The sequence below is a fragment of the Sphingomonas telluris genome, from assembly GCF_022568775.1.
Lineage (GTDB): Bacteria > Pseudomonadota > Alphaproteobacteria > Sphingomonadales > Sphingomonadaceae > Sphingomicrobium > Sphingomicrobium telluris.
This window is the reverse complement of sequence record NZ_JAKZHW010000001.1, coordinates 1,874,070-1,892,939: the sequence shown is the minus strand read 5'-3', so window position 1 is coordinate 1,892,939 and position 18,870 is coordinate 1,874,070. Positions and strand designations below refer to the sequence as shown.

Annotated in this window: 23 protein-coding genes and 2 tRNA genes; 9 read left to right on the top strand and 16 right to left on the bottom strand. The window is 64.7% G+C overall.

Features of this window, described 5'->3' with window-relative positions; genetic code table 11:
• Window positions 1-23: 23 nt before the first annotated feature.
• From LZ016_RS09575 to LZ016_RS09555, 5 genes are all read left to right on the top strand, one after another.
• Window positions 24-935, top strand: a complete 912-nt coding sequence (locus LZ016_RS09575) for a cation diffusion facilitator family transporter (RefSeq protein ID WP_241447149.1) — start codon at window positions 24-26, stop codon at window positions 933-935.
• A 32-nt stretch (window positions 936-967) separates the two neighbouring features.
• Window positions 968-1,267 carry an antibiotic biosynthesis monooxygenase family protein gene (locus LZ016_RS09570; protein WP_241447148.1) on the top strand — a complete coding sequence of 100 codons (300 nt, stop codon included), beginning with the start codon at window positions 968-970 and terminating at the stop codon, window positions 1,265-1,267.
• Window positions 1,264-1,788 carry a gamma carbonic anhydrase family protein gene (locus LZ016_RS09565; RefSeq protein ID WP_241447147.1) on the top strand — a complete coding sequence of 175 codons (525 nt, stop codon included), beginning with the start codon at window positions 1,264-1,266 and terminating at the stop codon, window positions 1,786-1,788. Before LZ016_RS09570 ends, LZ016_RS09565 begins: the two co-directional genes overlap by 4 nt.
• 37 nt (window positions 1,789-1,825) lie before the next feature.
• Window positions 1,826-2,518 (top strand): pirin family protein, encoded by a 693-nt coding sequence (locus LZ016_RS09560; RefSeq protein WP_241447146.1) that lies wholly within the window; start codon window positions 1,826-1,828, stop codon window positions 2,516-2,518.
• Window positions 2,519-2,662: 144 nt separating this feature from the next.
• Window positions 2,663-3,979: a hypothetical protein gene (locus tag LZ016_RS09555; RefSeq protein WP_241447145.1), complete on the top strand. Its 1,317-nt coding sequence runs from the start codon at window positions 2,663-2,665 to the stop codon at window positions 3,977-3,979.
• On the opposite strand, the gene LZ016_RS09550 is transcribed toward LZ016_RS09555, so the two are convergent.
• The 9 genes from LZ016_RS09550 to LZ016_RS09510 form a co-directional block, all read right to left on the bottom strand.
• On the bottom strand, window positions 3,980-4,603 hold the full coding sequence (locus LZ016_RS09550; protein ID WP_241447144.1) for a DNA-3-methyladenine glycosylase family protein: 624 nt from the start codon (window positions 4,601-4,603) through the stop codon (window positions 3,980-3,982).
• A complete protein-coding gene (rlmB, locus tag LZ016_RS09545) occupies window positions 4,603-5,346 on the bottom strand; it encodes a 23S rRNA (guanosine(2251)-2'-O)-methyltransferase RlmB (protein WP_241447143.1) in 744 nt (247 codons plus the stop codon). Before rlmB ends, LZ016_RS09550 begins: the two co-directional genes overlap by 1 nt.
• Window positions 5,347-5,389: 43 nt before the next feature.
• Window positions 5,390-5,827 (bottom strand): hypothetical protein, encoded by a 438-nt coding sequence (locus LZ016_RS09540; RefSeq protein ID WP_241447142.1) that lies wholly within the window; start codon window positions 5,825-5,827, stop codon window positions 5,390-5,392.
• 43 nt (window positions 5,828-5,870) lie between these two features.
• Window positions 5,871-6,212, bottom strand: a complete 342-nt coding sequence (locus tag LZ016_RS09535) for a hypothetical protein (RefSeq protein ID WP_241447141.1) — start codon at window positions 6,210-6,212, stop codon at window positions 5,871-5,873.
• Window positions 6,213-6,283: 71 nt separating this feature from the next.
• Window positions 6,284-6,853 (bottom strand): response regulator transcription factor, encoded by a 570-nt coding sequence (locus LZ016_RS09530; protein ID WP_241447140.1) that lies wholly within the window; start codon window positions 6,851-6,853, stop codon window positions 6,284-6,286.
• 223 nt (window positions 6,854-7,076) lie between these two features.
• Window positions 7,077-7,162, bottom strand: a tRNA-Tyr gene (locus tag LZ016_RS09525).
• A gap of 188 nt (window positions 7,163-7,350) precedes the next feature.
• Window positions 7,351-7,424, bottom strand: a tRNA-Gly gene (locus LZ016_RS09520).
• A 54-nt stretch (window positions 7,425-7,478) separates the two neighbouring features.
• The gene (locus tag LZ016_RS09515; RefSeq protein WP_241447139.1) at window positions 7,479-8,807 is read right to left on the bottom strand and encodes an outer membrane protein assembly factor BamB family protein; all 1,329 of its coding nucleotides are present in this window, start codon (window positions 8,805-8,807) and stop codon (window positions 7,479-7,481) included.
• 4 nt (window positions 8,808-8,811) lie between these two features.
• A complete protein-coding gene (locus tag LZ016_RS09510; protein WP_241447138.1) occupies window positions 8,812-9,516 on the bottom strand; it encodes a tetratricopeptide repeat protein in 705 nt (234 codons plus the stop codon).
• A 167-nt stretch (window positions 9,517-9,683) separates the two neighbouring features.
• Here LZ016_RS09510 and LZ016_RS09505 point away from each other — a divergent pair, with 167 nt between their 5' ends.
• Window positions 9,684-10,787 carry an SGNH/GDSL hydrolase family protein gene (locus LZ016_RS09505; protein ID WP_436286353.1) on the top strand — a complete coding sequence of 368 codons (1,104 nt, stop codon included), beginning with the start codon at window positions 9,684-9,686 and terminating at the stop codon, window positions 10,785-10,787.
• A 4-nt stretch (window positions 10,788-10,791) separates the two neighbouring features.
• On the opposite strand, the gene panB is transcribed toward LZ016_RS09505, so the two are convergent.
• Both panB and LZ016_RS09495 read right to left on the bottom strand, forming a co-directional pair.
• On the bottom strand, window positions 10,792-11,664 hold the full coding sequence (gene panB, locus LZ016_RS09500; protein ID WP_241447136.1) for a 3-methyl-2-oxobutanoate hydroxymethyltransferase: 873 nt from the start codon (window positions 11,662-11,664) through the stop codon (window positions 10,792-10,794).
• Window positions 11,665-11,687: 23 nt separating this feature from the next.
• A complete protein-coding gene (locus LZ016_RS09495; RefSeq protein WP_241447135.1) occupies window positions 11,688-12,119 on the bottom strand; it encodes a hypothetical protein in 432 nt (143 codons plus the stop codon).
• A gap of 94 nt (window positions 12,120-12,213) precedes the next feature.
• Here LZ016_RS09495 and LZ016_RS09490 point away from each other — a divergent pair, with 94 nt between their 5' ends.
• Both LZ016_RS09490 and LZ016_RS09485 read left to right on the top strand, forming a co-directional pair.
• Window positions 12,214-12,627: a low affinity iron permease family protein gene (locus LZ016_RS09490; RefSeq protein WP_241447134.1), complete on the top strand. Its 414-nt coding sequence runs from the start codon at window positions 12,214-12,216 to the stop codon at window positions 12,625-12,627.
• A 111-nt stretch (window positions 12,628-12,738) separates the two neighbouring features.
• Window positions 12,739-14,643, top strand: coding sequence for a hybrid sensor histidine kinase/response regulator (locus LZ016_RS09485; protein ID WP_241447133.1), 1,905 nt, complete (start codon window positions 12,739-12,741; stop codon window positions 14,641-14,643).
• Here the strand turns inward: LZ016_RS09485 and ppa are convergent.
• Genes ppa through LZ016_RS09460 form a run of 5 tightly spaced genes read right to left on the bottom strand, consistent with a single transcriptional unit; the run spans window position 14,640 to window position 18,138 of the window.
• The gene (gene ppa, locus LZ016_RS09480) at window positions 14,640-15,179 is read right to left on the bottom strand and encodes an inorganic diphosphatase (protein WP_241447132.1); all 540 of its coding nucleotides are present in this window, start codon (window positions 15,177-15,179) and stop codon (window positions 14,640-14,642) included. The genes LZ016_RS09485 and ppa overlap by 4 nt on opposite strands.
• Complete coding sequence (crcB, locus tag LZ016_RS09475; RefSeq protein WP_241447131.1) at window positions 15,176-15,559, bottom strand: fluoride efflux transporter CrcB; 384 nt, start codon at window positions 15,557-15,559, stop codon at window positions 15,176-15,178. Before crcB ends, ppa begins: the two co-directional genes overlap by 4 nt.
• Window positions 15,559-16,005 carry a DMT family transporter gene (locus LZ016_RS09470; RefSeq protein WP_241447130.1) on the bottom strand — a complete coding sequence of 149 codons (447 nt, stop codon included), beginning with the start codon at window positions 16,003-16,005 and terminating at the stop codon, window positions 15,559-15,561. The genes crcB and LZ016_RS09470 overlap by 1 nt, the downstream gene beginning before the upstream one ends.
• 18 nt (window positions 16,006-16,023) lie before the next feature.
• Window positions 16,024-17,127 (bottom strand): NADH:flavin oxidoreductase/NADH oxidase, encoded by a 1,104-nt coding sequence (locus tag LZ016_RS09465; RefSeq protein ID WP_241447129.1) that lies wholly within the window; start codon window positions 17,125-17,127, stop codon window positions 16,024-16,026.
• 9 nt (window positions 17,128-17,136) lie between these two features.
• Window positions 17,137-18,138 (bottom strand): LLM class flavin-dependent oxidoreductase, encoded by a 1,002-nt coding sequence (locus LZ016_RS09460; RefSeq protein ID WP_241447128.1) that lies wholly within the window; start codon window positions 18,136-18,138, stop codon window positions 17,137-17,139.
• Between the two features lie 202 nt (window positions 18,139-18,340).
• On the opposite strand from LZ016_RS09460, the gene rplQ reads away from it, so the two are divergent.
• Window positions 18,341-18,760, top strand: a complete 420-nt coding sequence (gene rplQ / locus LZ016_RS09455; RefSeq protein ID WP_241447127.1) for a 50S ribosomal protein L17 — start codon at window positions 18,341-18,343, stop codon at window positions 18,758-18,760.
• Window positions 18,761-18,870 lie beyond the last annotated feature (110 nt).

Below are 18,870 nucleotides of genomic sequence, written 5' to 3'. Positions count from 1 at the left end.
TCGGATGGGGTGGTTCTCCGCTGGTGGCCAAGAGCGAATCCCGTCCGGCGATCATCGCCGCCCTGATCGGCAACCTGCTGATTGCCGTCACCAAGGGGATCGCCGCCGCCATCACGGGAAGCTCCGCCATGCTCAGCGAGGCCGTCCACTCGCTGGTGGATACCGGAAATGAGGTGCTGCTGCTCTACGGCCAGCATCGTTCGACGCAGCCTCCCGACGACGTGCATCCGTTCGGCTACGGGCGCGAGCTCTACTTCTGGTGCTTCGTCGTCGCTTTGCTGATCTTCGCACTCGGAGCGGGCATCTCGATCTACGAGGGGATCGTTCACATCCGGCATCCCGAGGCGATCACCAAGCCCTTCATCAACTTCATCGTGCTCGGCCTCGCCTTCATCTTTGAGGGAGCGTCATGGTTCGTCGCCTGGCGTGGGTTCCAGCGGGCGAGGGGCGACGGGTCGTTCTGGCATGTCATTCGCGTCAGCAAGGACCCGACGTCTTTCATGGTCCTGTTCGAGGATTCCGCGGCGCTCATCGGTATCGTTATCGCCGCGGTCGGCACTGCTCTGGCAGTTGAGCTCGACGCGCCGTGGATCGACGGCGCAGCATCGATCCTGATCGGGCTCGTCTTGGGAGGAGTCGCGATCGTGCTCGCCCGCGAGAGCAAGAACCTGCTGATCGGCGAGCGCGCGGACCCGGAACTTCAGAAAGCTATCCGCGACGCCGCCAACCGCGAGAGCTGCGTCCGTAGCGTCAGCCGGGTGCTGACCACGCACATGGCGCCGGACCAGGTGATCGCGACGATGGACGTGGAGTTCGACGACAGCCTCAAGATCCCGGACGTCGAGAAGCTTATCGGGCGGATCGAAGGCGGGTTGCGCGATCGTCATCCCGAGCTTGCGCGAGTGTTCATCAGGCCGGAGCCGCAGCGCGGATGACTTGAACCCGCTCGCGAGTGTAATGCGTCGGCATGACCCACGTGCGCGTCTGGAAGTTCCGTCCTGCCGAGGGGCGTGAACGGGAGTTCGAGCAGGCCTATTCCGGCAACGGGGTCTGGTCGCGCCTGTTCGAGCAGGCACTTGGCTACCAGGGAACTGTGCTGCTCCGTCCCTGTGAACGCGGCGGCTGGTGGCTGACCCTCGACCGCTGGGACGGCCTGGCCAACTTCGAAGCCTTCGAGGACCAGTTCGGCGTCGAATATCGCGGCCTCGACGCGGAACTGGAGGGCGTCGCGGGGGAGGAAGTCTTCCTGGGCGCGTTCGAGGAATGAGCCTTTACGCGATCGACGGCCTTTCACCCCAGCTCGCTGAGGGGGCTTGGGCGGCGCCGTCGGCCGAACTCATTGGAGACGTCCGTCTGGCGGCGAGGGCAAGCGTTTGGTTCGGCGCCGTCATCCGCGCTGATAACACGCCGATCATCCTTGGCGAGGAGACGAACTTCCAGGATGGTGCCGTTGGTCATTCGGATCCGGGCGCCCCACTGACGATCGGCGCGCGGGTGACGGTGGGCCATCAGGCGATCCTCCACGGCTGCACCGTGTCCGACGATTGCCTGATCGGCATGGGCGCACGCGTCCTCAACGGCGCCTTCCTCGGCCCGGAGTGCCTGGTCGGAGCCAATGCCCTGATCACCGAGGGCAAGAGATTCGAGGAAGGCGGGCTCATTGTCGGCGCGCCCGCGCGGCTGATCCGTCCGCTGACGGATGCGGAGAAAGCCGGCCTGCGCCTGTCGGCTGCGCACTATGCCGAAAAGGCGGCCCGCTACGCCTCCGGACTGCAGTTACTTCCGTGACACTTGAAGCCCTCAGCGGGTTCGCCACCTTCATCGCATGATCGACATCCGCAAATTTGACTCGCTGGGCCACGCCGACCACGGCTGGCTCGATGCCCGCCATCATTTTTCCTTCGCGAACTACTACGATCCCAACCGCATGGGCTGGGGCCGCATTCGCGTCTGGAACGACGACAAGATCGCCGCGAAGTCCGGCTTCCCGCCGCACCCGCACCGGGACATGGAGATCATTACCTATGTCCGCACCGGCGCGATCACGCACCAGGACTCGATGGGTAACAAAGGCCGCACCGGCGCGGGTGACGTGCAGGTGATGAGCGCCGGCACGGGCGTGACCCACGCCGAATATAATCTCGAGGACGAGGACACGACTCTCTTCCAAATCTGGATCGAGACCGACAAGCCGAACGCCCAGCCGAGCTGGGGCGCCAAGCCCTTCCCGAAGGAAACCCGCGAGGGTCAGTTCCAGCTGCTCGCCAGCTGCAACGGCGACCACGACGTCCTGCACATCAATTCCGATGCGCGGATTCTCGGAGCCACGCTGAAGGCCGGCGAGACGCTGGAATATTCGGTCGACCCGTCGCGGCACCTCTACCTCGTGCCCAGTGCCAAGGTCGAAGTGAACGGCACAACGGCCGAGAAGCGCGACGGCGTGGCGATCACCGGGGAGGACAAGGTCACCGTCACGGCGACCGAAGATGCCGAGCTCGTTCTGGTCGACGCGCGCTAGAACACTCGATTCAGCGATTTTCGTCGCTGGATGGCTGCGGTTCATCCACCCTGTGCTTGAAGTACGGCGAATTGGACGTCAAAGCGACGGAGTCGCTGCCGCGGACAAGGCGGCGGCGCACTTCAGGCAGTTAAGCGGGTGAGGATGAAGTCTAGATTGCGCGTGATTCCGGCGGCCGTGGCGCTTGCGACGGTCTTTGCTGCGCCCGCGCACGCCCAGGATGCGGCTTCCGACGACGCCGTTCCGCGCCCCAACGTTCCGCCACCCACGACGTCCGAGACTCCGGACGCCGTGGGTCCGGCACAGCTGCGCAATTTCTCGCTGTCCGGGACGGTCACGCGCCGCGCCGAGACTCCGGCACAGCCGCAGTCCGCGCCGAGCCAGTCTGTCGCTGCCGCCGGGCCTTCCGAGCCCAGAGCCAATCCGGCTGCGCAGCCTTCGCGTGCCGTCGCATCGAACGCCGTGGAGCGGAACACCGCGCAGGCGCGGACCGCCCAAGGCTCCACGGGTGGGCTGAACTTCGGCTCGCTGAGCGGCAATTCGGGACCGTCGACTTTCACTCCGGCCCCGGTCACGACACAGCCCGTGGCAACGCCGGAGGCCGAGCCGTTCGTGCCGACCTCGACGGAGGTTCAGGGCGGCGCGCTTGCCCTTTGGCCGTGGCTCCTGGCGCTGCTGTCTGCAGCCGGTGCGGCCGTTTGGTACTTCCGTCGGCCTCGCGAGCGCTACGCTTTCGCCGGCGCTGGCGCGGATGGGTCGGCCTTCGAACTCGCCCCGCCTCCCTCTCCGCCGGCTCGCCCTGCACCTCGCCCGGCGCCAACTCCGCCTCAAGCGCGGCGTTCGCCTATTCCGGAGGCTCCGGTCATGGGCGGTATCGTGTCGACGCGGCTCAGGGCCATGCCCGACGTGGACGTCCGGCCCGAGCCGGCGCCTCCGCCGCCCTCCGTTGGGCTCGTGTCTTCGCGCCTGCGTCCGTGGCTGGATATCGAGTTCACGCCGACGAGCGCGGTGATCGACGGCGACAAGGCGACCGTCCACTTCGACGTGACCGTATTCAATTCGGGAAGCGCACCGGCGCGCGAGGTTCTGATCGAAGCCTCGCTGTTCAACGCAGGCGCGGACCAGGACGAGGCGATGGCGGCCTTTTTCGCCAATCCGGTCGCACAGGGCGAGCGGGTTCCGCTGATCCCGCCGCTGCAGCGCATGTCCTTCCGCAGCTCGACGACGGTCGCGCGTGACCAGATGAGGATTTTCGAGGCGGGCGGCAGGAACCTGTTCGTGCCGCTCATCGGCTTCAACGCCCTTTATCGCTGGAGCGGCGGTGAGGGGCAGACATCCGCCAGCTACATCGTCGGTCGCAATTCGTCGGGCGAAAAGATGGCCCCGCTGGTCGTCGCCGAGGGTGCGCGCAACTACAACGGCCTCGGCGCGCACGAACACACGGTTCGCGTCCGCAAGTAGCTAAAGCGCCGTTCCTACCGAATTGTAGCTGTGCCAGGCGAGCACCGCGGCGGCTCCGCGGTGAGGACGCCAGCGCTCGGCGATTTCGCGCAGCTGCTTCTCCGAAGGCTTGTCATCCAGGCCCAGCAGGCGACCGATCGAGACTTGCACGGCGAGATCGCCCGCAGGCCAGACGTCGCGCCTTCCCTCCGCGAACAGCAGATAGATTTCCGCGGACCAGCGGCCGATGCCCTTGATCCGCGTCAGCAGCTCGATCGCCTCCTCGTCGTCAGCAGGCAGGGCGTCGAGGTTCAGTTCTCCGGACAGCACAAGGTCGGCAAGGCTGCGCGCATAGCCCGCCTTCTGGCGTGAGATGCCCGCCTCACGCAGTTCCTCGTCCGTCGCGTTCAGGATGCGTTTGAGGTCGGGAGGCGAGCCGTAGGCGGCCTCGAGCTTGTTCCACATCGACCGGGCGGCAGCGACGCTGACCTGCTGGCCAACGATAGTCCGCAACAAGGTCGTCGCACCCGGAGGACTGTTGCGTGGCTCTGGCCGTCCGTGTTGCTCGAGAACCGCTGCAAAGGCGGGCTCAAGCCGGGCGAGTTCATCGAGGCTTTCGTGAAGCGCGTGGGTCGTGCGCACCATCAGGCTACGCTCGCCGCATAGAGGGCGACGGCAGCCGCGTTGGACACGTTCAGGCTCTCGATGGCATTGCTGATGGGTAGCTTGGCGAGCGCATCGCAATGCTCGCGCGTGTTGAGCCGCATGCCGGGTCCCTCCGCTCCGAGCACCAGGGCCACGCGTGGCGGCCCGAGCGCGTCCTTCAAGTCCGTGTCCGCTTCTCCGGCAAGGCCGATGCGCCAGAAGCCGGCCTCTCCGATCTGCTCCAGCGCGCGGGCGAGGTTGACGACGCGTGCCCAGGGAACGCGCTCCAGCGCGCCTGAAGCCGCCTTTGCCAATGCGCCGCTTTCCGGGGGAGAATGCCTGTCCTGCGTCACGATGCCGATCGCTCCGAAGGCTGCCGCCGAACGCAGGATCGCGCCGACGTTGTGCGGGTCGGTGACCTGGTCGAGAACCAGGAGCACCGCGCGCTCGGGCGCCTCGGCCAAAACATCGTCGAGCCAGACGTCCTCGAGCGGTTCGAGTTCAACGACCACGCCCTGATGCGGCGCGTCGTGCGGCACAAGCCTGCCGAGGTCCGCGACGTCGGCCAGGGTGACCTGAACCTCCTTCGGGAACTGCATGAATTCCGCGGCCTCGCGGGTCGCCCAAGCGCGGAGGATCTTGCGCCGCGGATTGTCGAGCGCAGCCGCGACGGCGTGCTTGCCCCAGAACCGGGGGCGGTTGGGGGTGCCGTGGCTCTGATGCGACTTCTTGCGTCGGGACATTGCGTCCCCATGCGATTGGAGCGCGCCTAGCGCAACCCGCAGGCTAGGCGAGAGCGGCCTGCCGCCGTTCGCTCAGCCGCCTGCGACCAGCACGCCAGGTGCCGACCACGATGATCAGGAAGATGGGATAGGCCCAGAACCGGGCCGCCGCCGCATAGGCCTGCGGCATGAGGTCGAGCTGGATGGCCTTCAGCAAGTGAGAGAAGACCGTCGTGAGTTGAAGCCCCGCCAACCAGAGCGGCCAGAACCGCTCGGATCGAAGGGCGATCAAGGTGAAGCCTACCAACGTCAGCGTGTCGACCACGAACACGCCGACTTCGACCCCCGCGTAAGAGCTCTTCGTCGGTTGATACACGAGGTTGCTCGCGACGGTTGCGAGGACGCAAATCGCCGCTGCCGCACGCTCGTCGGCTCTCCCCTGCCAGAAGGCGAAGAGGCAAACGATCGTGAGGATCGTATAGTAGATGGGCGGGCTCAGCATGGGTGAATAGCCGGCTCAACCTGCGGCCGAGCCGGCGATCCTATCAAGCTACAATACGCAGATCGGCGACTGCGGTCTTTGGGCATTCTTCGCCATCGCCGAAGCCGACTGTACGAAGACCCGGTACCTTGCCCTTGGCATCGGCCAGCGCGGCGTGGCAGCCGACGACTGAGCCTCTGGCATCGACGAGGCCCGACACGGCAGCAGCAAGCTGCTGGAGCACGGGGTGGACGGTGCCGAACCCCGTGCGAGCGACGCTGTTTGCACGCATGATGCGCGCCTGCAGCTCAGCCATTTCGGCTAGCGCAGAGTCGATGCTGTCTTCGACTGCACGGACCTGGGTGGCGACTTCGAATGCGGCGTTTTCAATCTGATGCTTGCGCATGACTGGCTCCTTTCCGCGCGGATACACTGGCGCGGAGATGGTTGCCGAAATGAGAAGGAACGTGGTTTCGACTAGCTCTTCAGAAGCCTGGCGAGACTTTCGAGCCCTGCGAGATACATGCCCGCTGAAAAGGCTGCGCCCGTCGCGATCAGGAATATCCAGAGCAGCCGGAGGCCGACGCTCATCTCGTTCCGGGGATGACTCCTCGTTGCGAACGGCAAAGACAGGGAAGACCAGGAAGCTGCGGGCCTCTGCTCGGTTTTGAAGTCCGGGCCCCCGGCCTCCCCTGTGCGATCAGCGTGCCGAATCTGATGACTGACCGCCCCGGCTGAATGCTCGGGGGAGTGGGAGCCCTCAATGTACGGCGATTGATGTATCAATCGCTGATATGGTCCGTGATACTGTGAGACGATCCGCGCAGCATGCGTGCGGCGCTCCACACCGAGCGCCTGGAGGGCGATTCGGATGCGCTGATCGACCGTGTGCGGAGAGATGTTGAGCTCGGCCGCAATTTCCTTGGATGAGAGATGCTGGTCGACCAGCAACAGGCAGTCGAGCTGGCCAGCGCTCAGCTTCGCAACGCGTTCGGCTATGCCCCCATCGATGTCGCCAGGGTCGCGCGACCCCGCCGCGGTATTCACCGGCAATTCTCCGAGCAAACTGATCCCAATAACGCCGGGATTTCCGAGTCAGAGTCAACTTAGGTCGATTCGGGCCATTTGGAAATTCCGTCAGGGAAACCCTACGCCCCATTCGGTTGCTTTCCGCAACTACTTTTGTGCCAGGCCTCTGATACTAAACAACTTATGTTAGTTCGAGGCGGCAACGCTGATTTCGTCAGGCTTGTGGAAAATCGGCGTGCACTGGTGGAGAGGGCTGGATTCGAACCAGCGTACGCTTGCGCGGGCAGATTTACAGTCTGCTGCCTTTAACCACTCGGCCACCTCTCCAAGGTGCAGGCAGGCGCGCCATGTGGCCGTCGGCACGAGATGTGTCAACGCCATCGGTGCGCAATCACGGGAGTTCGATTCCGTGACCCTCGGAACGGACATTTCGAGCCATTGCCGGCCCGGCTCGTCGCCCCTTCGCTGCGCTACGGGCACTCCAAAACGCCAACATGCCCGCGGCATGTCGATTTTGGAGCGGGTGAAGGGAATCGAACCCTCGTCGTAAGCTTGGAAGGCTTCTGCTCTACCATTGAGCTACACCCGCGCCCTGAGCGGACGCGCCCCATGCCACTGCCGCGTCCTGCGCGTCAACTGCGGCTTAGCGCCAGGCGTGGAGGCGTCCGTCGTCGTCGAGGATGTACAGCGTCTTGTTCGCGACGACCGGCGACAGGCTGATCGACGACTTGATGGCCGTTTGGCTCTGGAACGACCCGTTGGTGGGATCGACATTGATCAGCGTGCCCTCTGTGCTGACGACGATGAGGCGCCCGCCGGCGAGGACCGGACCGGAATAGCTGATCGGGCCGGCCTTCTTCTTGGGATGGCGGAAGGCCGGGAGCTGCGCGATCCAGCGGACCTTGCCGCTGCCGCGCGCAACCGCGATCAACCGTGCATCGTCCGTGACCACGAACGCCCAGTCGCTGACGACCCAGGGCGTCGAAATTCCGGCGATGTTTAGCTCCCACTGGCGCTGACCGCTGATGAGTTCGAGCGAGACCATGCGGCCGCCTTGGCCGAGCGCGATCACCTGGCCATTGTCGATGACCGGATCCGCGTCGACATCGGAGATGGAGGCGACGCTGGTGCGGATCGTCGTGCGCGACAGCTGGTCCTGCCAGACGTTGCGGCCGTTCTCGTAGCGGTAGGCGTTCAGCTCGCCCGACGAGAAGCCGGCGACGACCGTTCCCTGCCCGACGGCCGGGGAGGCGGAGCCGAACACGCCTGCAATTTCGAGCGCTGCAGCGCTCGACCAGTTCTGCGTCCCGTCGCTCGTCTTCAGCGAATAAATCTGGTTGTCCTGGCTAATTACATAAACGGCGTCGCCGCTCACGGTCGGGGAGCCGCGCAGCGGACCGCCCGGATGAACCTGCCAGACGATGCCGCCGTTGCGGGCGTCGATCGCCGCGACATAGCCGAGGCCGTTCGTCGCGTAGATGCGGCCGTTGTCGTAGGAGACGCCGCCGCCGAACAGCGAGGGGTTGTTACCCTTCTCGGTACCGAATTGTGTCGCCCAAACGCTGGCGCCGGTCTGCGCGTCGAACGCTCGAACAGTGGCCTGCGTATCGATCGTGTAGATGCGGCCATCGGCCACAACCGGGGCCGCCGCGAGACGTCCACGGACGCTGCCTCCCTGGCCGATCGAGACGACCCAGGCCTCGCCGAGCGACTGGCCGAGAGCCAGATGGCCCATGGACTTGGATGCGTTGCCACCCGACTGCGCCCACTCGGTGTTAGCGACCGGCTCCGGCAGCGACATCGGTAGATCGGCGGTCGCCGGATCGACGACGACATCCTGCTCCGTCGTCAGGACCGAGACGCGCTCTCCGAGAACGGGCGTCTTTGGTGCGCCCTTCTTGAAGACACCGCACCCACTCACCGCAAGAGCGGCAAGCGCGATCACTGCAACTCTCGAACGAGCCAACTTCATCAGTTTATTCCTGTGCTTGAAGCGCCGGCAGCGACGCGGTGGCATCGACGCCGAGTGTGCCCGCGATCTGTACCGCGCGGCTGCGAATGGGGTCGGGAACCTTCTTGTCGGCGGCGACCGCGGCGAACATCCGGCCCGCCTCGGCCTTCTTGCCCTGCTTGAGAAGCGCGAGAGCCGTCATTTCCCCGGCGCTTCCGAACCAAGGATTGCCCGCCTTCGCCAGCGGCTCCATTCGGGAGATGACTTCTTCCGGTTTGAGGCTGTCGAACTCGAGCGCCGTCACGCGAATGTTTGCGAGATCCCGGTAAGCGTCGGGAAGTCCCTTGTCGTTCGAGACTTCGCGATACTTGGCGATCGCGGCCGCACGATCGTTCTTGTCGAGCGCGATCGCGGCTTCGGCGAGGACCGCCGACGCACGAATCGCATCGCCGCGCGAGTTCGTCAGATCCTTCAGCGATTTCTCGGCAGCGTTCGTCTTGCCTGCGGCAATGTCGGAGAAGGTCTGGTGAAGCTTTTCGGAATCGACCGCGGCCTGCTCCCGCTGCCGATTGTCCCAGTAGATCCAGCCGCCGACCGCCGCCAGGAACAGGACGAGCGCGGCGATCAGCCACTTGCCGTAGTCCTTGAAGAAGTCCTGAACGCGATCGCGACGAAGATTCTCGTCGACCTCTCTAAGAAACGTTTCGCTGCTGTCCGTAGGAAGCGCCAAGACCTGCCTCAAACCGAATGTCGGGGGATCAAAATACCGAGCGCTTCCTTCCCCACCAAAGCTGAACGGAAGCTGGCGGTGCACCGTCTAGCGGCTGAAATGCCAAAGGCAAAGGGGTGGTCTTCCGTAGCCGTAGGGGACATGCTCCCGGCACGAGAAGGGAGTGGATGGTGAAGCATCTTGCCGCGACCGCGTTGATCATTGCGGCGGCCTCCTGTTCGGCAGAATCCGGGCCGCGCGTCGTTCCATCGCCGGAGGAGAAGCTCGAGGATTTGCGGGTCCTGCCGATGCACGTCGGGGGACGCGCGATCGAGCGTGGGGACGAAACCGTCCGTCAGTGGCCCGGCACCTACTTCGAGACGGCGTTCCAGGGACCGGCGGCTTACTTCCGCGTCGGCGAGGGTGATCAGATCCTGCATATCCGCGCCGACGGGCACATCGTTCGGACCATGATCAAGCCGCAGGCGGGTTTGTACCGGGTCGACGGCCTCGGCAATGGCGCACATCGCCTGACTATCGAGGTGGCAAGCGAAAGCCAGCTAGGACCGACCGGCTTCGGCGGATTCTATGGCGCTGCAGCGACCAAGGCGGTCGCGGTCGCTCCTCGTAGACGGCAGATCGAATTCGTCGGCGATTCCCACACCGTCGGCTACGGCAACACGTCGGCTACCCGAGACTGCACGGAGGAAAAGGTTTGGGAGACAACCGATACCTCGCAGGCGTTCGGTCCGATCCTCGCCCGCCGGTACAAGGCTGATTACCAGGTCAACGCTATCTCAGGGCGCGGTGTGGTCCGCAGCTACGATGGGGCGAAGGTCGACAGTTTGCCCGTCGCCTATCCATTCGTCCTCTTCGATCACGCCACGCCGGTGCGGGACCCGACGTGGCAACCGCAGCTGATCGTCATCTCGCTCGGAACCAACGATTTCTCCACCCAGCTCCACGCCGGCGAGAGGTGGCGCTCGCGACCCGAACTGAGCAGCGATTTCCGGAAGACATACGTCGAGTTCGTCCGGGGCTTGCGTGCGGTGCACCCGCGCGCGTTCTTCCTGATCTGGACGACGGACACTGCGAATGGCGAAGTCGCGAGCGAGGTTCGCGCGGCGGTCGAGAAGATGAAGTCCGCCGGCGAAAAGCGGGCGGATTTCATTCAGATCTCGGGTCTCGCGTTCTCAGGCTGCAACTATCATCCTTCGCTCGCAGACGACCGAACGATCGCGGATCGCTTGGCGGGTGTGATCGATGCCCGAAAGGACATCTGGTCGAAGTGAGGGATCAGGCGCCCTTCGGCCGATACGTCTCGTCCGCGGACGGGAAGGTGCGGCTCCGAACCTCGTCCGCGTAAGTCTTCGCGGCGTTCGAGATCTGCTCGGCAAGGTTGTCGTAGCGCTTCACGAAACGAGGGGTGCGTTCGAACACGCCAAGCATGTCGTCGGTGACCAGGATCTGGCCGTCGCATTGCGCCGAGGCGCCGATCCCGATGATCGGCGCAGCCACTTCACGCGCAACCTTGGTTGCCAGCTCCTCCATCACACCCTCGACCACGATGCAAAAAGCGCCGGCTTCGGCAATCGCAGATGCGTCATTGAGGATCTTCCGAGCCTCGGCGTCGCCACGTCCACGCGCGCCATAGCCGCCGAGCGTGTTCACTGCCTGAGGGGTCAGACCGACGTGCCCGATCACGGGTATGCCGCGCTCGGTGAGGAAGCGGACGGTCGGCGCCATGGCTTCTCCGCCTTCGAGCTTCACGGCCGCGCAGCCCGTCTCCTTCATCACGCGTGAACAGCTCGCGAAGGCCTGCTCCGAAGATCCTTCATAGGACCCGAACGGCATGTCGACCGCGACCAGCGCGTGCCAGCTTCCGCGCACGACCGCCGCGCCATGATTGATCATCATGTCGAGCGTTACGGGGATCGTCGACGGCAGGCCGTAGATCACCTGACCAAGGCTGTCGCCCACGAGGAGCAGGTCGCAATGCTCGTCGAGCAGCTGCGCCATGCGCATCGTGTAGGCAGTCAGGGCGACGATCGGCTGCTGGGTCTTCCCATCAACCTTGCGCGCCCGAAGCGAAGGCGCGGTCATGCGCTTGCCCGGAACGGGAGACGGCGTCGCTCGGCTGGTCGCCGTGTCGATAGTGAAGGTCGACATGGCCGCCCTTTAGCGGGGCACCGCTAGCGCAGCCAACCCCTCATCCGGGAATGCCGCGCGAACGAGTAGATCGTGGCGGTGATCAGAACGACGACGACGGCCACCGCAATGTCGTTGGTGGTCACGAGATCGCTGACGGCGGGGACGACCGCATAAGGAAGAAAGGTCAGGACGGCGCAGATCAGCGAGACCAGCAGTAGCGGCTCGGCGAGCTTGCGCCGCATCAGCAGCAGGATTGCCCCGGCCAGACCCACCCAAACTGCGAGAGCGTAGGCGGCTATCATCCAGATCGGCCGGGCGAGCATCAGGTTGCGCTGGTCGAGCGGCAGGGCGCTGGGGTCCGTTATCACCGACATGAGATAGCCCCAGCATCCCAGGGCCATGAACAGGATTGCGGCAATCGCGGCGAACTTGAACCAGCCGGCGACGGGCTGCGGTGCGTAGCGTTCGTCCATGCTCCCCTCCAAAGCGTGCTGCGCGAGACTGCGCCGCTGCTGTTTCGTTGGCAAGCAACCGGCACCATTTCGTTGCGTGCGCGTTACGGCGGCCATGGATCGGTTCTTTACGCGTTTGGCATCGGCTCTTTCGAGCGGCGCCGGGCAACCGCAGACATTTTTCCTCGCCATCGGGGTCATCGTCGTCTGGGCGGTGACTGGCCCGATCTTCGGCTATTCCGACACCTGGCAGTTGATCATCAACACGGGCACGACGATCATCACCTTCATCATGGTGTTCCTCATTCAGAACACGCAGAACCGCGATTCCGCAGCCATGCAGGCGAAGCTGGACGAGCTGTTGCGAGCGGTGGGCAAGGCCCGCGAGCAGTTCATCGGAGTGGAGCATCTCACCGAGCGTGAGATCGAGATGATCCGCGCCGCGCTCGAGCGCGAAGTTGGCCGGGATCGCAACAATAAGACGAGTGCCGTCGAGGGAACAGTAGATCGGCTCCTCAACCGCTTTTGAGATTTCCTAGGGGGGAGAAAGACTTGAACCGGTACGCGAGAGCCTTATTCAGTTGCACGGGGGCGGGCGAGTCCGGGCGCACCGCGCCTTTGTATTGGGAACGATCGCGACTTGGCTGAACTCGAGGGCCTAACGGAGCAGCAGCGACTTCAGCTGCTCATCAACTCCATCACCGACTACGCCATCTACATGCTCGATAGCGAAGGCCGGGTTGCGACCTGGAATCCCGGCGCTGAGCGGTTCAAGGGCTACACCGCCGATGAGATCATCGGCCAGAATTTCTCCGTCTTCTTCACGCCCGAGGATCGGGCGGCCGGCCTTCCCCAGCGCGCGCTCCGGACTGCCGTGGCCGAGGGCCGCTTCGAAGCGGAGGGGTGGCGGCTGCGCAAGGACGGCAGCCGCTTCTGGGTCAACGCAGTGCTCGACCCGATCTTCGATCCGTCGGGGGAGCACGTCGGCTTTGCCAAGATCACTCGCGACATCACCGCCAAGCGCGAAAACGACCGCGCGCTCTACGAAAGCGAGCAGCGCTTCCGCATGCTCGTTCAGGGCGTCCGCGATTACGCGATCTACATGCTGGATACCGATGGGCGGGTGACCAACTGGAACGCCGGCGCCGAAGCCATCAAGGGCTACTCTGCGGACGAGATCGTCGGTGAGCATTTCTCCCGCTTCTACACACCCGAAGACCGCGAGCGCGGTGAGCCTGCGAATGCGTTGGCGACCGCCCTTCGCGAGGGCAAGTACGAGCGAGAGGCTTGGCGCATGCGCAAGGACGGCACCCTGTTCTGGGCCAGCGTCGTGCTGGACCCGATCTTCGACGAGAGCGGCCGGCACATCGGCTTTGCCAAGGTCACTCGCGACGTCACCGACCGCAAGAGGGCGCAGGAAGAGCTCGAGGAAACGCGTACCGCTCTGGTCCAGTCCCAGAAACTGCAGGCGCTCGGGGAGCTTACTGGCGGTATCGCGCACGACTTCAACAATCTGATGACGGTGGTCGCCGGGTCAGCCGACTTCCTGCTGCGCAAGCCCGACCTGCCCGACGAGAAGCGCAAGCAGTATCTCAAGGCGATCACCGACACGGCTGAGCGTGCGACGACGCTCACGAACCACCTGCTGGCTTTTGGCCGGCGTCAGGCGATCAAGCCGCAGGTCCTCGATCTCAATGTCCGGCTGGATGCGCTCGCGGAGGTCCTCTCGCGGACTTTGGGAAGCACGATTCACATTGAGCTCGATCTTGCGCCGGGCCTCCCCAGCATCGAGGTGGATGCCGCACAGCTCGAGACCGCGATCCTCAACGCAGCGGTCAATGCGAGGGACGCGATGCCGGACGGCGGCCGACTGATCCTCGCAACGTTACGACGTCAGGAAAAGGGTGCGGACCTCGTCGAATTGTCGATCCGCGATACCGGCAGCGGCATGCCCAAAGATGTCGCGGAGCGCGCGTTCGAGCCGTTCTTCACGACCAAGGAAGTAGGCAAGGGCACGGGCCTGGGCCTGTCGCAAATTCACGGCTTCGCGGCGCAGGCCGGCGGGCGCGCGGAAATCCGCTCGGAAGGGAAGGGCACCACCATCGCGATATTGCTACCCGCTTCCCGCAAGACTCCCGCCGCTGCGGAGGAGGCGATTGCCATGTCGCAGCTTCCCGAAGGGCTGTGCGTCCTGCTGGTCGAGGACAATCCGCGCGTGCGTGAATTCGCCCAGGGACTTCTCATCGATCTCGGCTGCAAGGTCATTGCGCTGGATAGCGCCGAAGAAGCGCTCGACCGGCTCGCCTCCAACAGCATCGACCTCGTGCTTTCGGACGTCGTGATGCCGGGCATGAGCGGGGTCGAGCTCGCCCACAAGATCCAGGACGCGTACCCGAAGGTGCCGGTGCTGCTGGCGACCGGCTACAGCGACGAGATCGTCAAGCGCGGTTCCGAATTCGCGGTTCTGGCGAAGCCGTTTGGCGCAGCCGACCTTAGCAAGGCGATGGCGGCTGTCCTGACCGGCAAGCGCGAGCGGGCCGCCTAGGCGACCTTCGCTTCCTTCGCCCGCTCGATCGATTCCAGCACGATCCTTCGCGCGTCGTCGGCATCGCCCCAATTCCCGATGCGCACCCACTTCTCGGATTCCAGATCCTTGTAGTGCGTGAAGAAGTGCTCGATTTGTTGGAGGATGATCGACGGCAGGTCCTGCCGCTCGCCGACGTCCGAATAGTATGGGAATGTGGTGTCGACGGGCACGCAGATCAGCTTCTCGTCGCCGCCATGCTCGTCCTCCAGGTTGAGGACGCCGATCGGCCGGGCGCGCACCACGCAGCCGGGAACGAAGGGCGAGCGCGCAATGACCAGTGCGTCGAGTGGGTCGCCGTCGGGCGACAGGGTGTGCGGAACGAAGCCGTAGTTGGCCGGATAGCGCATCGGCGTGTGCAGGATGCGGTCGACGAACAGGGCGCCCGATTTCTTGTCGAACTCATACTTCACCGGCTCTCCGCCGACTGGGACTTCGATGATGACGTTCAGGCTCTCCGGCGGGTTATCGCCGACGGGGATAAGATCGATATTCAAGGCAGGGCCGCTCCAAATCGGAAAATGCTGAGGCCGGCAAACAGTGCGAGGAGGCTCGCGACCACGGAGCCGGCGACATAAGCTGCGGCGAGCCAATAAGCATGCCGCTCGACGAGTAAAGCCGCATCGAGGCTAAATGCCGAAAATGTCGTGAAACCTCCGAGGACTCCTGTCGTCAGGAACAGCCGCATATGTTGCGGAATGCCGGTGCGGAAAGCGAAATACCCCGCGAACAGTCCCATTACGAACGATCCGGCGATGTTGACGATCATGGTGCCGAACGGAAATCCAAAACCGAACAGGCGGGCAGAGCCGAGATTGACGCCGTGACGCAGCGCTCCGCCGATACCCGCGCCGAGGAATACGACGAAATAGCCCATCAGCCCCTCCGAACGATGAATGCGCCGATCAGGACGAGGGCTGCGCCCGCCAGCTTCTCGGGGCTGACCGGCTGCCGGGCGAGGCCGATCATGCCGTAGTGGTCGAGTACGATGGCGCCGATCAGCTGTCCGGCGATGGCTGCAGTCAGCAGCGGTCCGATGCCGATCCGCGGTGCTCCGAATGCCGCCATCGCCACGAAGAAGGCGCCGTAGAGTCCGCCCAGCCAAGCGTACCATGGCACTGCGCGAAGCTCTGGCGCGAGCAGCCGGCCGGAGCCCGCGGCAACCGCCACTCCAAGCGCCAGCGTGCCGATCAGGAACGAAATGAATGCCGCAACCACGGCGGAGCCGCTGGCCTTCCCAAGGATCGCGTTCGTGGGGGCCTGAACGGACATGAAAAAGCCCGCGACCACGGCCAGCGCGAGCGGAAGGGATGCGGCGTTCATCCGCTCGCCATGGCCGACTTATTGTCCGAAGTCGAACAGCTCGCGGAACTGGCGCGGCTGGGAGCGGAGGTACTGCGCCGGAGCCTTCACCCGGGCACCCAGGTGCGCGGCGGCGTGCCATGGCCAGCGCGGGTCGAACAGGATGCCGCGCGCAAGCGCGACCATGTCCGCGTCGCCCGTGCCGACGATCGCTTCGGCCTGCTCGAAATCGGTGATCATTCCGACTGCCACGACCGGCATGCTCACCGCCTGCTTCACGGCGCGGGCAAGCGGCACCTGGTAACTGGGTCCCACGGGGATTTGCTGCGCCGGATGAAGGCCGCCGCTCGACACGTGAATGGCCGCGCATCCGCGCGCATCGAGCTCCTTCGCGAACGCAATCGTCTGCTCGATGTCCCAGCCGCCTTCGACCCAATCCGTGGCCGACAACCGCATCGTCACCGGCTTGTCGGCAGGGAAAGCCGCGCGGACCGCATCGAACACTTCCAGCGGGAAGCGCATGCGGTTCTCCAGGCTTCCGCCATAATCGTCCGTGCGCTGGTTCGACAAAGGCGAGAGGAACTGGTGCAGAAGATAGCCGTGCGCACCGTGCAGTTGAACCGCGGCCAGACCCAAGCGCTCGGCGCGCAGCGAAGCGTCGGCAAAGGCATCGCGGATGGCATCCATCTGCGCGCGGCTCAGCTCAACCGGTGGGTTCTCGCCGTCGAGAAAGGGAATGGGCGAGGGCGCGACGGTCTGCCAGCCATTCTCGGCTCCCGGCGCGATCTGTGCTCCGCCGAACCAGGGCTTGTCCGTCGAGGCCTTCCGCCCCGCGTGGCCGAGCTGAATTGCGATCGGCATGTCGGACCAGCGCCGGACGCTCTCCAGCACCCGGGCCATCGCCTCCTCGGTCTCGTCCGACCACAGGCCGACGTCCCCGTAGCTGATGCGGCCTTCGGGCAGGACTGCCGTCGCCTCGATCGTCAGGAGCGCGGCTCCGGACAGCGCGAGATTGCCCAGATGAATCGTGTGCCAGTCCGTCATGCGGCCGTCCTCGGCCGAATATTGGCACATCGGGGCGATCACGATGCGGTTCTCGAGCGGGAGGTTGCCGACCTCCAGAGGGCTGAACAGTGCGGACACGAAGCTTCCTTATTCGACGGGTGAGAGCGCGGGCTGGCTGACGGCTTCCATCAGTAGTTCGTAGGAACGGACACGTGCGCGATGGTCGTAAATCTGAGCAGTGACCATCAGCTCGTCCGGTTTGGTCCGCGCGATGAAATCCTCGACCTGCTTGCGGGCTGTCTCGGGGCTTCCGATGGCCGAGCAGGACAGGACGCTGTCCAGGATGGCGCGCGACTGGAGCGGCAGCGTCTCGGCATAGCCCGCGCGCGGTGGCGGGAGCTGCGTCGGCTGCCCCGTCCGCAACGCGACGAACGCTTGCTGGATCGATGTGGAGAGCAGTTGGGCCTCCTCATCCGTGTCGGCAACGAACGCATTGAATCCGAGCATGACGTAGGGCTTGTCGAGCTGCTCGGACGGCTGGAACCGCTCGCGATAGTAGGCGATCGCCTCCATCATCATCTGCGGCGCGAAGTGAGACGCGAAGGCGTAGGGAAGGCCGAGCATGGCCGCTAGCTGCGCGCCGTAAAGGCTCGACCCGAGGATCCACAGCGGAATGTTGTGGCCTTCACCTGGAATGGCGCGGACGCGGCTGTTCTCGCCTTTGAAATAGCCCATGAGCTCGACGACGTCGTTCGGGAACTGGTTCTCCCCGGCAGAGAGGTTCCGCCGAAGCGCATAAGCCGCGGCCTGGTCCGTCCCCGGCGCTCGTCCGAGGCCGAGATCGACGCGACCGGGGAACAGGCTGTCGAGCGTGCCGAACTGCTCGGCGATGGTCAGGGGCGCGTGGTTGGGAAGCATGATCCCGCCGGCGCCGATCCTTATCGTCGAGGTCTGCGTCCCCACAAACGCAAGCCCGACCGCGGTGGCCGCGCTGGCGATGCCCGGCATGGAGTGATGCTCGGCCATCCAGAACCTCTTGTAGCCAAGCCGCTCGGCGTTTTGCGCAAGGTCGGCGGAGTTTCGGAGGGACTGACCGGCGTCGCTCCCTTCGGCGATTGGGGCGAGGTCGAGAACAGACAAGGGGATCATGGACGCGAGATGGGCGGGCCTAGGGACAATTCAACCCGCGCCCGGGATCGGGGGAGGAATAGGCCAAAGCCTTGACTCTGAGCCGCGTTTCCTGTTGAGGGCGCGGCTCACCCAACAGTGACGGGAATAGGGGCGGCTCCCGCGAATAAGTCCGCCTGGCCGGGGATACCTTGCACGGTCCCCGAACGAACGGAGAAAGACCATGCGTCACCGCGTAGGCGGACGTAAGCTTCAGCGCACTTCCAGCCACCGTGCGGCATTGTTCCGCAACATGGCTGCAGCGCTGATCAAGCACGAGCAGATCACCACCACGACCGCCAAGGCGAAGGAGCTTCGGCCCTATGTCGAGAAGCTGGTCACGCTCGCCAAGCATGGCGGTCTCAGCAACCGCCGTCTCGCGCATGCGCGCCTTCTGGACGATGCACAGCTCGTGAAGCTGTTCGATGTCCTCGCGCCGCGTTACGCGGACCGCAACGGCGGCTATACCCGCATCATCAAGGCCGGCATCCGCGCCAGCGACGCAGCGCCGATCTCGATCATCGAGTTCGTCGATCGCGACGTCAGCGCCAAGGGCCAGGACAGCGGTCCGGTCGTGACCGAGGAAGAGTTCGAGGCCGCCTAAGCCTTCGGCCTTCAGACAGGATCAAGGGCCGTGGGAGCGATCTCGCGGCCCTATTTTTTCAGCGATTTCGCCGCGAGCGCGACAACAGGAAGGCGACGAAGAACAGCACG

Coding starts and splice junctions, on each gene's coding strand:
- LZ016_RS09540 (WP_241447142.1), bottom strand. CDS start 5,827: ATGCTGAGCCCGCCCATCTACTATACGATCCTCACGATCGTTTGCCTC.
- LZ016_RS09565 (WP_241447147.1), top strand. CDS start 1,264: ATGAGCCTTTACGCGATCGACGGCCTTTCACCCCAGCTCGCTGAGGGG.
- LZ016_RS09550 (WP_241447144.1), bottom strand. CDS start 4,603: ATGGTGCGCACGACCCACGCGCTTCACGAAAGCCTCGATGAACTCGCC.
- crcB (WP_241447131.1), bottom strand. CDS start 15,559: ATGGGCTATTTCGTCGTATTCCTCGGCGCGGGTATCGGCGGAGCGCTG.
- panB (WP_241447136.1), bottom strand. CDS start 11,664: ATGTCGACCTTCACTATCGACACGGCGACCAGCCGAGCGACGCCGTCT.
- LZ016_RS09495 (WP_241447135.1), bottom strand. CDS start 12,119: ATGGACGAACGCTACGCACCGCAGCCCGTCGCCGGCTGGTTCAAGTTC.
- rlmB (WP_241447143.1), bottom strand. CDS start 5,346: ATGTCCCGACGCAAGAAGTCGCATCAGAGCCACGGCACCCCCAACCGC.
- LZ016_RS09555 (WP_241447145.1), top strand. CDS start 2,663: ATGAAGTCTAGATTGCGCGTGATTCCGGCGGCCGTGGCGCTTGCGACG.
- rplQ (WP_241447127.1), top strand. CDS start 18,341: ATGCGTCACCGCGTAGGCGGACGTAAGCTTCAGCGCACTTCCAGCCAC.
- LZ016_RS09560 (WP_241447146.1), top strand. CDS start 1,826: ATGATCGACATCCGCAAATTTGACTCGCTGGGCCACGCCGACCACGGC.
- LZ016_RS09460 (WP_241447128.1), bottom strand. CDS start 18,138: ATGATCCCCTTGTCTGTTCTCGACCTCGCCCCAATCGCCGAAGGGAGC.
- LZ016_RS09535 (WP_241447141.1), bottom strand. CDS start 6,212: ATGCGCAAGCATCAGATTGAAAACGCCGCATTCGAAGTCGCCACCCAG.
- LZ016_RS09505 (WP_436286353.1), top strand. CDS start 9,684: ATGGTGAAGCATCTTGCCGCGACCGCGTTGATCATTGCGGCGGCCTCC.
- LZ016_RS09570 (WP_241447148.1), top strand. CDS start 968: ATGACCCACGTGCGCGTCTGGAAGTTCCGTCCTGCCGAGGGGCGTGAA.
- LZ016_RS09470 (WP_241447130.1), bottom strand. CDS start 16,005: ATGAACGCCGCATCCCTTCCGCTCGCGCTGGCCGTGGTCGCGGGCTTT.
- LZ016_RS09515 (WP_241447139.1), bottom strand. CDS start 8,807: ATGAAGTTGGCTCGTTCGAGAGTTGCAGTGATCGCGCTTGCCGCTCTT.
- LZ016_RS09490 (WP_241447134.1), top strand. CDS start 12,214: ATGGATCGGTTCTTTACGCGTTTGGCATCGGCTCTTTCGAGCGGCGCC.